General features: G+C 67.5%; 12 protein-coding genes. 4 read left to right on the top strand and 8 right to left on the bottom strand.

Annotated elements, in window-relative coordinates; all coding sequences use genetic code 11:
• Nucleotides 1-161: 161 nt before the first annotated feature.
• From rbsK to WKW82_RS31180, 7 genes are all read right to left on the bottom strand, one after another.
• Nucleotides 162-1,133 carry a ribokinase gene (gene rbsK, locus WKW82_RS31210; protein ID WP_340346664.1) on the bottom strand — a complete coding sequence of 324 codons (972 nt, stop codon included), beginning with the start codon at nt 1,131-1,133 and terminating at the stop codon, nt 162-164.
• 18 nt (nt 1,134-1,151) lie between these two features.
• Nucleotides 1,152-1,916: a deoxyribose-phosphate aldolase gene (gene deoC / locus WKW82_RS31205; RefSeq protein WP_422823639.1), complete on the bottom strand. Its 765-nt coding sequence runs from the start codon at nt 1,914-1,916 to the stop codon at nt 1,152-1,154.
• A gap of 92 nt (nt 1,917-2,008) precedes the next feature.
• Nucleotides 2,009-2,836: a DeoR family transcriptional regulator gene (locus WKW82_RS31200; protein ID WP_340346663.1), complete on the bottom strand. Its 828-nt coding sequence runs from the start codon at nt 2,834-2,836 to the stop codon at nt 2,009-2,011.
• A gap of 26 nt (nt 2,837-2,862) precedes the next feature.
• The gene (fdxA, locus tag WKW82_RS31195) at nt 2,863-3,198 is read right to left on the bottom strand and encodes a ferredoxin (RefSeq protein ID WP_340346662.1); all 336 of its coding nucleotides are present in this window, start codon (nt 3,196-3,198) and stop codon (nt 2,863-2,865) included.
• Nucleotides 3,199-3,215: 17 nt separating this feature from the next.
• Nucleotides 3,216-4,601: an FAD-dependent oxidoreductase gene (locus tag WKW82_RS31190; protein WP_340346661.1), complete on the bottom strand. Its 1,386-nt coding sequence runs from the start codon at nt 4,599-4,601 to the stop codon at nt 3,216-3,218.
• 14 nt (nt 4,602-4,615) lie between these two features.
• Nucleotides 4,616-5,530, bottom strand: coding sequence for a hypothetical protein (locus WKW82_RS31185; RefSeq protein ID WP_340346659.1), 915 nt, complete (start codon nt 5,528-5,530; stop codon nt 4,616-4,618).
• 87 nt (nt 5,531-5,617) lie between these two features.
• A complete protein-coding gene (locus WKW82_RS31180) occupies nt 5,618-6,583 on the bottom strand; it encodes a Bug family tripartite tricarboxylate transporter substrate binding protein (RefSeq protein WP_340346658.1) in 966 nt (321 codons plus the stop codon).
• Between the two features lie 168 nt (nt 6,584-6,751).
• Between WKW82_RS31180 and WKW82_RS31175 the strand changes: the two genes are divergently transcribed.
• Nucleotides 6,752-7,654 (top strand): LysR family transcriptional regulator, encoded by a 903-nt coding sequence (locus tag WKW82_RS31175; protein WP_340346657.1) that lies wholly within the window; start codon nt 6,752-6,754, stop codon nt 7,652-7,654.
• Nucleotides 7,655-7,681: 27 nt separating this feature from the next.
• On the opposite strand, the gene WKW82_RS31170 is transcribed toward WKW82_RS31175, so the two are convergent.
• On the bottom strand, nt 7,682-8,410 hold the full coding sequence (locus tag WKW82_RS31170) for a GntR family transcriptional regulator (protein WP_340346656.1): 729 nt from the start codon (nt 8,408-8,410) through the stop codon (nt 7,682-7,684).
• Nucleotides 8,411-8,603: 193 nt separating this feature from the next.
• Between WKW82_RS31170 and WKW82_RS31165 the strand changes: the two genes are divergently transcribed.
• From WKW82_RS31165 to WKW82_RS31155, 3 genes are read left to right on the top strand one after another with little or no spacing between them, the layout of a single operon-like run.
• Nucleotides 8,604-10,220, top strand: a complete 1,617-nt coding sequence (locus tag WKW82_RS31165; RefSeq protein WP_340346655.1) for an AMP-binding protein — start codon at nt 8,604-8,606, stop codon at nt 10,218-10,220.
• On the top strand, nt 10,217-11,800 hold the full coding sequence (locus tag WKW82_RS31160) for an acyl-CoA carboxylase subunit beta (RefSeq protein ID WP_340346654.1): 1,584 nt from the start codon (nt 10,217-10,219) through the stop codon (nt 11,798-11,800). The genes WKW82_RS31165 and WKW82_RS31160 overlap by 4 nt, the downstream gene beginning before the upstream one ends.
• A gap of 51 nt (nt 11,801-11,851) precedes the next feature.
• On the top strand, nt 11,852-12,643 hold the full coding sequence (locus WKW82_RS31155; RefSeq protein ID WP_340346652.1) for an enoyl-CoA hydratase-related protein: 792 nt from the start codon (nt 11,852-11,854) through the stop codon (nt 12,641-12,643).
• The last annotated feature ends 23 nt before the right edge of the window (nt 12,644-12,666 follow it).

Raw genomic sequence — 12,666 nt, 5'->3', positions numbered from 1 at the left:
ATGCGCGCGTGAAGGTGCCGATGCCCGCGCCCGCGAGGCCGAGGGACATCAACGCATGCAACGCGTTGCGGCGGCCGGGCAATGCGCCGGACTTGCGAAGGGAAGACATGGTGACTCCTTGATGAATGGTCTGGATGGACGACGAAACGGTGGCGGGCGCTTCAGGCCGGGAGGGGCGCCGCATCGAGCAAGGCCAGGGCTTCGGCCCGCGTGGGCATCGACGGGGCGGTACCCGGACGCGTCACCGAGATCCCCGCGACCGCACTCGCAAAGCGCAAGGCCTCGAGCGTGGTCATGCGCTCTGCCAGCGCGACGGTGAAGGCGCCATTGAACGCGTCGCCTGCACCGGATGTGTCGACGACCGCGCCTGCCTGGAAGCAAGGCACGTGGATGGATTGGGTGGCATCGTGGAGCAGCACGCCCTGCGAACCCAGCGTGATCACTGCGCATCCCACACCGCGGTCCAGCAGTCGCTGTGCTGCGACCCGCGCATCGTCGATGTTCTTGATCGCAACCCCCGTCAACGCTTCGGCCTCGGATTCATTGGGCGTGATGTAGTCGCAAAGGCCATAGACCTCATCGCCAAGGTCTTCGGCAGGCGCCGGTGCCGGATTGAGCACCGTCATGACGCCATGCCGGCGCGCCGCGCGCAAGCCGGCCTGCATGGCTTCGACGGGTTGTTCGAGTTGCGCGATGAACACCGCGGCATCGGCCAGCGCGTCGTCTGCAGCGTCGATGTCCTTGGCTGAAAGACCATTGGCCGCGCCGCCGGTCACGATGATCGCGTTGTCGCCAGTTTGCTGAGATACGAAGATGAAGGCAGCGCCGGTGGATTCACCGGCCATCACCCGTGCATGCCGGGTGTCGATGCCGACGCTGCGCCACGTGTCCAGGGCGAGCTGGCCGAAGGCATCGTCGCCGATGCGGGTCAGGAGGTGAACGGCACCCCCCACGCGTGCCGCGGCGACCGCCTGGTTCGACCCCTTGCCGCCGGCGCCGAGATTGAATCGCTGCCCGAGCAGGGTTTCGCCCATGCGCGGCATGCGCTCGGCGCGAAAGGCGAGATCGGCTGCAAAGATGCCCAGGACGACGATGCCCTTGCGATTTGCTTGGGCGCTTGAATTGGATGACATGCTCGACTCCATGAGGATTCAGTAACTCGTTGCGGACGCATGCTGTGCGCCCAACCCGGCTTCAAACAACAACTCTTGCCGCAGGCTTGACGCGCCGAAGCGAAAGTTGGCCGGCTGCACCCAGTCGGCGCCCATGAGGCGCCGTGCCAGGTCCAGGTAGGCGCTGGCTTCTGTTGCGGTCCGGATGCCACCGGCAGCCTTGAAACCAACGGTCCGGCCACTCTCGCGGATGGCCCGCAGCATGATCTCTGCCGCCTCGAGCGTGGCGTTGACCGCGACCTTGCCGGTGGACGTCTTGAGGAAGTGCGCGCCGCCTTCGATGGCGAGTTCGCTCGCCCGGCGAATCAATGCGGGCGTCCCGAGGCAGCCCGATTCGATGATGACCTTCAGGATGCGGTCGCCCACTGCCGCCCGGCATGCAGCGACCAGATCCCGCCCGGCCGTCTCGTTGCCGGACTGGAGCGCACGCCACGGCAACACCACGTCCACCTCGTCGGCGCCGGCCGCCACGGCTGCGGCGACCTCGCGCGCTGCGCCGTCGGCATCGTCCTCGCCATGTGGAAAGTTGGCCACCGTGGCGACGCGCACCCCTGGAGACAGCACGGCAAGTTCCGCCTTGGCTGTGGCAACGAAGCGCGGAAAGACGCACAACGCCGCCACCGTCCCCAGCGGCGTGACCGCATCGCGTGCCAGTTGGCGGATGTCGGCAACGGTGTCGGCGTCGTTCAACGAAGTCAGGTCGATGAGGCCCAGCGCAAACGCGAATTCAGAAGGGTTTCTCATGATGAATGATCTCATTGTGACATTGAATGTTAGAAATATAACAAACAAGACGCAAAAGATCAAGCGCTTTCCTGGATCGCGCCCGGCAAGGTTCAGTGTGTGGGCTTGAGTCCGGCCTCGGAGATGAGGGCGTCGAAATCGGCGACTTGCGCAAAGAGGGCGGGGCGCAAGCGGTCGAACTTGCTCTCGTCGACCACGAGGTAGCTTGCACTGGCAATGTGCATGGCCTGCTGCTTGACCGGCACCTCATGCATGCTGGAGCAGCTGACGCCCCGCCGCATGTCGACGCCACCCGCGGAGATGAAGGCCTTCGATATTCCGAAGCTGGTGAGCGCCTGCGCGGTCCCGGGACCCCCGAACGATGCAGACACCGGATGGAACAGGCCGCCCAGCACGAACAGGCGGCAGGCCGGTTTGGTGGCGAGCAGGTTGGCGATGCTCAGCGAGTAGCAGACGACCGACACGGGAAGGTCGTCCGGAATCATCCGCGCCAGATGTTCGAGCGTGGTGCCGCAATCGATGAAGACCGTGTCGTCCGCATCGATCAGCTTCAGCGCATGCTCACAGGCGGCCGCCTTCGCCGCCGCGTGGCTGCCTTCCTCCTGGGTGAGCACATAGTCGGCGCCGGAGCCGACGGAGGCGCTTCGAACGATGTGGCCGCCCAGGTACGTGAAGGCATCGGCGTGGCTGGCGACGAGCCGACGCACCGTCATCTCCGACACGTCGAGCAGCGCGGCGGCGTCGCGCAGATGAAGAACGCCTCGCGCCGCCAGGGCCTCGTCGAGCTGCTGGACTCGGGCTTCGCGCGGACTGGACGGCGTATGGGAGCGAGTTGGCATGGATGTCAGGATCTTAACATTCACGCGATGCGCCCGCCTGTCGAAGCGCTGGCCCGACGGCATCTGTTCGGCGGTGCGCATCCCCAGCCCCATCTCGAAGGCGCCAGTCAGCTCCGGTACGCGGACATGAGCTTCGCCACGGCCGGGTGATCGCAGGAGACGGGTCCGACGTCGGCGGCGCCCCCGGGCGAGCCGAGGCCGCTGACTTCCGGAGAAAAGAACTCGCGGTTGATCGCGAGGAACATGGCCTGCGACGCCGGCAAGCGCACGTCCTCGTGGATGGCTTCGGCAGGACAGAAGGACAGGCACACCCCGCAGTCGATGCATTCATCGGGATGGATGTAGAAGGTCCGCGATCCCTCGTAGATGCAATCGACCGGGCAGCACTGCGTGCAGGCGCCGTCCTTGCAATCGATGCAGGCGGAAGTGATGACGTGTGCCATGTTGCGTCCCCCGGGTCCTATGCGGCCTCTGCCAGCCGGAGATCGGGCGCGGCCGCGATGGCGGGCACGTCGGGATTGCGGCCTTCGCGGTCGCCGGGGTCGGCGCCCTGGGCGCGCAAGGTGCGCTGGACCGCACCCACATCGACATGGCGCACCGTGACGCCGGCATCGATCGCGAGCGCCGCGGCCGTGCCGGCGGCCTCGCCCATCGCCATGCAGGGCGGGATCTCCCGCGAGATCTTCTGCGCGGCCGAGGTCGCCGAGTAGTGGCGGCCGGCCACCAGCAGGTTGTCGATGTTGCGCGGCAGCAGGGCGCGGTACGGGTAGTAGTAGTCCCGGCCGCGCGCCACGCTGTCGGCGAAGCGGGTGCGCTGCACCACGTCATCCTTGCTCATCACGTACTCGCCCTCGAGCAGGCGCGTCTGGCGCACGCCGGTCTGCGGTGCCACGTCGATCACGTAGCACTTGGAGAAGCCGGGCAGGCGGCTGCGGATGAAGTCCACCGTGCGATGGATCGCCTTGCGGCCCTCGACCTCGGCGCGGGTGAGGTCCTCCACGCGCGTCCCGTCCAGGCCCGGCATGTGCGGGCAGTTGCACCACACCACGCCGGGCAGCGGCGTCTTGAGCCACCAGTAGGCCCAGCTGCCGCCCAGCACGCGCTTGATCTCGCGGTCCAGTGCGTCGAAGGCCGCCGGCTCCTCGGTCTCAAAGCGCTCTGCCTCGTCGGTGTCCACGCCACCGAGGCGGAACACCGTGGTCACGATGTAGTTGCCGCCCGCGTGCGGGGCGCTGGCCGAGGCGGCCACGTCGAGGTCGCCGGTGGCGTCGATGACCACGTCGCCGAGGATGGCCTCGCGGCCGTTCTTGGTGTCGCACACCACGCCCTTGACCTTGCCGTCCTCGACCAGGGTGCGCGAGAACCAGGAATGCAGGCGCAGGTCGATGTCGTGCTTGTGCACCATGTCGAGCGAGACGCGCTTCCATGCATCGGGATCGAAGGCGGCGGCGAAGCAGATGGGCTTCTCGCGGCTGTGGAAGTCGAAGGTGCCCCAGCGCCTCCAGCGCGCCACCGTGTCGGGGTCATTGCCCCACTCGTGCTGGCGCGGGAAGTGCGCCAGGCCGAGCGAGCCCATGCGCTCGATCATCTCGAGGCACACGCCGCGCACCGAGATCTCCTGCTGGTGGCTGTCCCACATGTCGTCGAGTACCAGCACCATGCCGCCCGAGGCCAGGCCGCCCAGGTGGTTGTAGCGTTCCAGCAAGCTCACGCGGGCGCCGTTGCGCGCCGCGGCGAATGCCGCCGAAAGGCCCGCCGGGCCACCACCCACGACGACCACGTCGGACTTCGCGGCGATCCGCACGTCGCGCGCTTCCTCGCGCAGCCAATCGTTCAACTTGCTCATTGCTTTCATGCCTTTCAGAAATCGATCCGTGCGATCGCGATGCCGTTTTCTCCGGCCACCGAGTAGAGGAGGAAGACTCGGCCGTCTTCCTCGAACAGGGCCGGATCGCGCAGTTCGCGAACCGGCTCGAACACCGCGCCTCGTACCGAGGCCTTCAGGGGCAGTCCGGCGCCCTCATGAGTCGTCGCAGGCTCCAGCACGGTGTTGGCCGGCGTCGGCCGCCACTGCTTCCAGTCGGCACGCAGGTCGATCGTCGAGTGCAGGATCCGCTCGGGCTCGTGCCCGACTTCCGTGTGGAACACGTGCAGCAAGTCGCCCCGGACCAGCACGGCGCAGTGACGGAAATCGGGGCCGAAGCAGATGGGCCCCACTTCAAAGCCGCTGAAGCCATCGCGCGAGCGGTAGAACACGCCCGGCATGGCCAGCGAGTAGGTCCAGCCGCCATGGGAGAACACGCGGAAGTAGGACGAACCGAGCGGCTCGGGACGCGCCGTGAAGGCCAGCCCGTCCGACGAAGTGGCGAGCTTGGTGCGCTGGTTGCCGACCCACCAGCTCGCTTCGCCGAAGAGCTTCTCGTGCCCGTCCGTCGCGTTGCGGTCGGCGAAGGCGATGCCGTGGAAGTACATCCGGATCGACCGGGTCGACTCGTCGACGTGCACGTCCGGAGATGCGACGTGGTCCAGGCAGGTCGATTCGTCGAGGCGCAGCACCCCCGGCGCGTGGAGGGTCCACGGCCCTTCGAGGTGGTCCGCGTAGGCGAGCCGGATGTGCCCGCCGCGGTGATGCGCGAAGTACAGGTAGTAGCGCCCCAGCGGGGCCTTCACCCACGAAGGAACCCGTATCAGCGAAGGCCCGTTGATGTTGTTCCCGAGGCTCTCGTGCAACTCGGGCGTGATGATGGGCTTGGCGCCCAGCCGTGTGATCTTCATTGGGGGATGGTTGTGTTTTCTGGACGAAGAAAGCCCTGCGCCGCGAGCCAACCGCTGCGCAATGGATGGGAAAAGGAATGCGGGGGGCTACTTCAGCACGCCGACCTGCTTGACCAGGCTGCCCCAGCGGCCGTACGAGGACTTGACCATGCCGGCCAGTTCGGCCGGCGATGAGGCTTGCGCCTCGTAGGCCGCCGTAACGAACTGCTCGCGAATGCCCGGGTCGGCGAGCACTTGCCTGAGCAGCTTGTTGATCTTGTCGACGACCTCGGGTGGCATGTTCGCCGGGCCGAACCAGCCCAGCCAGGTATCGATGTCGAAGCCGGCATAGCCTTGCTCGGCCAGCGTGGGCACGCCCGGCAGCAGGTCGGTGCGCCGGGGGCCAGCCACGCCCAGCAGCTTGACCTTGCCTGTCTTGGCGAATTGCAGGCCGCCGCTGGCGGCCGCGAACATCACCTGAATCCGTCCCCCGACGATGTCCTTGCCCACGTCGCCTGCGCCCTTGTAGGGAACATGCACCATGTCGAGCCCTGCCTGCCGGTTCAGCATCTCGCCATAGATGTGGAACGCCGTCCCCATGCCCGCGGAGGCATAGCTGAGGGTCCCGGGGTGCGCCTTGGCATAGGTGACGAAGTCCTTGACGTTGCCGGCCTTGAGTTCATCGTTGGCCACCAGCACCACGCTGCCGAGCGCGCCGAGCGAGATGGGCGTGAAGCTCTTCATCGGGTCATAGGGCACGCTGTCGAGCACGTGAGGGTTCTGCGTGAGCACCGAATCCGGCGTGTAGAGCAAGGTGTGTCCATCCGGCGCCGCTCGTGCCACCTCGCCCGCGGCCAGCATCATGCTGGCGCCGGGTCGGTTCTCGACCACGACCGGCACGCCCAGCAGGGGCTGCAGCTTCGCGGCAACGAGGCGCGCGGTCATGTCGGTGCCGCCACCGGCGGCCGTTCCCACGAGGATCCGCACCGGCTTGCCCGGCACGGGAAAGGTCGCCGCCATCGAGGAGACGCTCACACACAGCGCCGCAAGAAATCCCACCATCCTGGAATACATCGCCTGTCTCCGAAGAACGCGGAGTCATCGCTCCGAATGCCTGCAGCGTACGCCTTCACTTGTGTCGGGAAAAGTGAAGTATTCTGAGGACGCGATAACTTTCAGCTATACCTCGTGGACAGCACGGTTCGAGATCTCGTCAGGCGCCTTCGCTTCAGCCATCTGCAGATGCTCATGGAGCTCGAACGCCTCGGCAGCGTCCGGGCGGCGGCCGAATCGCTGCATCTGAGCCAGCCGGCGGTCAGCAAGACGCTGGGCGAAGTCGAGCGCGCCTTGGGTATCGAGTTGTTCATCCGCGGCGCGCGCGGCATGAAGCCTTCTCCCAGGGGGCAGGTGGTCCTGCGTGGCGCAGCCGTGCTGTTGTCGGAGCTGGGACACCTTCTCGCCGACGCCAGGCAGGTCGCTCCGAAGCCAAGAACGACCATCCGCCTCGGCATGCTGCCTTTTGCTGCACAGACGCTGGCGCCCGCCTTGCTGTCCAGGCTGTTGAAGGGTTCCGATGCGTGGCAGGTCGAGATCTCCGAGGGCGGCGTGATGCAGCTCTTCGATGCGGTGCTCAGAGGTGAGCTCGATGCGGCGCTGAGCAGCTACAGCGCTGCGGCGCTGAGCGTGAGCGGCTCGGACCGCCTGCGCTACGACAAGCTTGCCGAAGAGCGCTTCGTCGTCGTGTCCTCCATCCGGCACCCCCTCGCGACGCGGCGCAAGCTTGGCTGGCAGGAGCTTGCCGGGGAGCCATGGATCCTGCCCAGCCCAGGCTCCTTCCTGCGCCAGGCGCTGGAGGCCAGGTTCATCGGGGAAGGCATCGCGGCGCCGACGCCCTTGGTCGTTTCGAACAACCCGGTGACGAACCTGGGCTTGGTCGCGCAAGGCGTCGGCATCGCCAGCGTGCCGGCTTCGACGATCGGCGAGGCGGAACGAGGGGGCAAGCTGTGCCAGCTTCGCATCCAACCCGAGATCGAGCCCGCGGCAGTGGCCTTGGTCTACCGTGAAGGCGCGCAAGACCATGAGCGCGTTGCCACCTTGCGGCAGGCCGCGGGAATACCGGGCCGGTTGTTGCGGCGGACCACCTGAAACTGGTGGCCTCGCCTCGTCGAAACATCAGGCCAGCGAAAACGCCGACATCCGCGGCAAGGTCCGCTCGCCCGACTTCTGCAGGTGCCTGCGCGTACGCGCCTCGGCCTTGGCTGGGTCGCCTTCGAGGATCGCTTCGGTGATGCCCCGGTATTCCGCCACCATCGAGCGCAAATCGGCCGTGGTGAGGAAGTTGTAGAACTGCGCGCGGAACAGGTGCGCGCGCGCTTGCGGCAACACGCGGCTCAACTCGCTGTTGTCTGCAATCTCGAACATCACGCGGTAGTAGTTGGCCCGGCCGTCGAGCACGCGGTCGAGCGCCTCCGGCGTGCTGGCCGAGATCAGCGTCTGCGCCGCCGCCTCGAAGCGCTTGGCGTTGTTGCCGATGTGGATGTTGGTCGCAGCCAGGCGCGCGGCCAGGCCGGTCAGCACTTCCAGTACGCCGAGCAGGCTCGCCGCATCTTCGCGGCTCAGCGAGCGGATCACGGCGCCTCGATGCGGCGTCAGGTCGACCACGCCGCTGGACGCCAGGATCCGCAACGCCTCCCGCACCGTGCTGCGGCTCACGCCGAGGTCGCGCGTGAGGTCGGCCTCGACCAGCCGCTGGCCCACCGTGAAGCGGCGCGTGAGGATGCCCTTGCTGATAGCGTCGGCCACGCGGTCGGGCGTGCTGCGCGGCTTGGCGGGCGCCTCGGCCGCTGTCTTCTTCGCAGCTGCAGCGGGCTTCCTGGCGGGGGCTTTGGTGATAACGGTCATTCGGGTTCGCGTGCAGCTTGGGCGGCGTGGATTCTAGGAGAGAGCCTGGCGCCGCAGTCCGTGAATCGCGCTGCGGCTTGCTCCGATGGGAACCAGTGAACGTACGGCTTGATTGTCTGGCAATCGTGGCTGACAATCAACTGCAGATCAATGGGGCGAACCCTCGCGCTCCCGCATCAACGAGACATCGCACATGAGCCCCTCCACCGACTTGCAGCTCGCATTGCCGCCGCTCGAAGCGCGCACGCTCGGCGCGGTGCTCGACGGCCACTTGCGCACCGCGCCCGACAAGCCCGCGGTGCGCGACGTCGAGCGCGGCATGAGCTACGCCGTTCTGTACGAGGAGTCGCTGGCCTTCGCCGCCGGCTTCGCGCGCCTCGGCGTCGGGCCGCAGCAATTTGCGCTGTTGATGCTCGACAACCACCTGGACTTCGTCATCGCCTGGTGGGCGCTGTCGCTCACGGCCCGTGTCGAGGTGCCGGTGAACACGGCCTACAAGGGCTCCATCCTGGTCCACGTCATCAACAACTGCGGCGCCAGGGTGATCGTCGTCGAGGCGCACTACCTGCCGCTGCTGCTCGACGTGGCCGACCGCCTGCAGCACCTGGAACACGTCGTGGTGCGCGGCGCCATGGGCAGCATGCCGGCGGTGGGGCGCCTGCGCTTCATGCCCTGGGACGACTTGCGCGGCCCGCGCGAGGCGCCTGCGCAACTCAACCCGTGGGACCTGATTGGCATCATGTACACCTCGGGCACCACCGGCCCGTCGAAGGGCGTGCGCGTCACGCATTCGCATGCCTACGGCTACTCGGCGCCGCAGGTGCTCGGGCTCGCGGACGCCAGCGACGTCTCGCTCTGCACGCTCCCGCTGTTCCACATCGGCGGCCAATGGGCGGCCATCTACAACAACCTCATCGCGGGCGGCAGCAACGTCGTGCTGCCGCGCTTCTCGGCCACCACCTTCTGGGACGACGTGCGGCGCCACGGCTGCACCTACACGATGCTGCTCGGCGCGATGGCCAACTTCCTGTACCGCCAGCCGCCGCGCGCGGACGACGCCAGCCACCCGCTGCGGCGCGTGATGATGGTGCCGGTGATGGCGGAAGTCGATGCCTTCCGCACGCGCTTCGGCATCGAGGCGGTCTGCACGGCCTATGGGCTCACCGAAGGCTCGACCGTGTTGCGTGCGCCGGTCGGCCGGGCCGAGCCGGGCAAGGTCGGCTGGCCGCGGCCCGACTTCGAAGTGCGCCTCGTCGATGCGCACGACCAGCCCGTGCCCGATGGCGAACTCGGCGAGTTGGTCATCCGCACGCACGAGCCGTGGATGGTGATGGACGGCTACCACGACATGCCCGAGGCCACGGTCGGCGCCTGGCGCAACCAGTGGCTGCACACCGGCGATGCGTTCCGGCGCGAGCCCGACGGGCAGTTCGTCTTCCTCGACCGCATCAAGGACGCGATGCGCCGGCGCGGCGAAAACGTGTCGAGCTTCGAGGTCGAGAAGGAAATCAATGAGCATCCGGCGGTGCTGGAATGCGCCGTCATCGCCGTGGCCAGCGATGCGAGCGAGGACGACATCAAGGCCTGCGTCGTGCTGCGCGAAGGCAACACGCTGATGCCGGGCGTGCTGCTCGCGTTCCTTGACGATCGCCTGCCTTACTTCATGGTGCCGCGCTACGTCGAGTACCTTGCGGAGTTGCCGAAGACGCCGACCGCCAAGGTCCGCAAGCAGGCGCTGCGCGAGGCGGGCGTGACTGCTGCAACCTACGACCGCACCGCCGATCCGGCCGCGCCCACAAGGAAGAAATGAGCGACGACTCCACCCTCGGCGCCACGCGCCTGGCCTATGCGCAATTCACCGCCAAGCGCGACGGCCTGGTCGATGCCGCGCGTCCGGCGGCCATCGCGCGGCAGCATGCGCTCGGCAAGCTGTCGGCACGCGAGCGCATCGCTCTGCTGGTCGACCATGGCAGCTTCCATGAAGTCGGCGGCCTGGTCGAGCCGAAGCGCGACACCTTCGACACCGAATCGCTGCAAGCCCCCTCCGACGGCGTGCTCACCGGCTACGCCAACATCGACGGCCGGCCGGTGTGCCTCTGCGCCTTCGACTTCACCGTGCTCGGCGGCTCCAACGGACGTATCGGCGAGACCAAGGTCGAGCGCATGGCGACGCATGCGCTGGAGCATGGCTGTCCGATGCTGCTGCTGCTCGATGGCGGTGGGCACCGCATCCAGGAAGGGCTGGACAGCCGCCACTTCGCGCAGGGCTCGCGCTACTTCCAGATTGCGGTTGCGCTGTCGGGCTGGGTGCCGACGGTGGCGGTCATCATGGGGCCGGGCTTTGCGGGGCCGTCCAACTTCGCGGCCTTGTGCGACTTCGTGGTGATGGTGCGCGGCACCTCGACCATGGGCATCGCTGGTCCGGCACTGGTCGCCGCCGCCACGGGCGAAATCACCGACAAGGACACGCTCGGCGGCGCCGCCGTGCAGGCAGACCTCAATGGCCTCGCCGACATCGCCGCCAGTGACGATGCCGAGGCGCTCGGCTACGTGCGCGACTACCTTGCCTACCTGCCGTCCAATGCAGGGCTGCTGCCTGCCTCTGCAGCGCCGCGCGAACCCGCTCCAGAATTCGAGCAGGGCCTGCTCGACGTGATGCCCGACAACCCGCGCAAGCCCTACGACATCTGCGACGTGATCCGCGGCGTGGTCGACGAGGACTCGCTGTTCCAGATCAAGCCCACCTTCGCGCCCAACCTCGTGACCAGCTTCGCGCGCATCCACGGACGCGCCGTCGGCATCGTGGCCAACCAGCCCTTGCACCTGGCCGGCACGCTCGACGCGAAGGCCTGCGAGAAGGGCGCGCATTTCGTCTCGATCTGCGACGGCTTCGGGCTGCCGCTGGTCTACCTCGTCGACCTGCCGGGCTTCCTGGTCGGCAGCCAGGCCGAGGACACGGCGCTCGCACGGCGCAGCGCGAGGCTGTTGTTCGAACTGGGTCAGGCCACGGTGCCCCGCGTGTCAATCGTGCTGCGCAAGGGCTATGGCCTCGGCTACATCGCGATGTGCGGTGGCCGTAGCTTCGACGCCGATCTCTGCGTGGCCTGGCCCACGGCCGAGATCTGCGCGATGTCGATCGAAGGCGCAGTGGACGTCGCGTACCAGAAGCAGGTGAGGGCGGCAGCCGACCCAGCGGCCAAGCGCGCCGAACTCATCGGCCGATTCCGCGAGCAACTGGGCGCGCTGCATGCGGCCGAGCACTTCGGCATCGATGACGTGATCGACCCGCGCGACACGCGCTCGGTGATCCTCGCCACGTTGGAGCGCTGCGCACCGCGCAAGAAGCACCGCGCCTGGCCGAATAAGCCGCACGGCATCTCGCCCATCTGAGAGCGGACCGTTTCACGACCCTGACGCCTTGATCCCAAAGCCCTGCTTCCCATGACCTCACCCATCCTGCTCGAACAACGCGAAGGCGTCGCCTTCCTCACCCTGAACCGCCCCGAGCGAGCCAACGTGCTCGACTTCGAGATGGCCGATGCGCTCATCGCAGTCGTCGATACGGTGGCCAACGACGCCAGCCTGCGCGCCGTGCTGCTCCAGGCGCGCGGCCGGCAGTTCTGCGCGGGAGGTGACATCGGCGGCTTCGTGCATGCGCGCGATCGCCTGTCTGAAATGCTCGATCAGCACATCCCACCCATCCACCGCGCGATCCACCGTCTGGCAACCCTGCCGGTCCCAGTCGTGAGCGCACTAAACGGCCCCATCGGCGGCGGCGGCATTGGCCTCGCGTTGAGCGCCGACATCGTGCTCGCGGCCGAGTCGATGAAGCTGCGCGGCGGCTACTCCGCGATCGGCCTCACGCCCGACGTGGGCGGCTCGTGGTTCCTGGCGCGCCGCGTCGGCGCTGCGCGCGCCAAGGAAATTTTCTTCACCAACACGCCGCTCTCGGCGCAGCAGTGCCTGCAGCTCGGCGTGGTGTCCCAGGTGCATCCCGATGCGGAACTGGAGTCGAAGGCGCATGCCCTGGTGCTGTCGCTCGCGCGCGGCGCCACCGGGTCGCTCGGGCGAATCAAGAACCTCGTCGACGGCGCATCGGAACGCTCGCTCGAAGAGCACCTCGCACTGGAGCATCGCTACATGGTCGAGTCCGGCGCCACCGCCGATGCGGCGGAAGGCGTGACGGCTTTCATCGAGAAGCGCGCTCCCATATTCGGCGCAAAGCCGCGCTGAAACACGCTGTCACCTGTCGGACA

The organism is Variovorax rhizosphaerae (assembly GCF_037889975.1).
Classification (GTDB): domain Bacteria; phylum Pseudomonadota; class Gammaproteobacteria; order Burkholderiales; family Burkholderiaceae_C; genus Variovorax; species Variovorax rhizosphaerae.
Note: the sequence above shows the minus strand (reverse complement) of the source record. Positions and strands in the feature narration are given on the sequence as shown.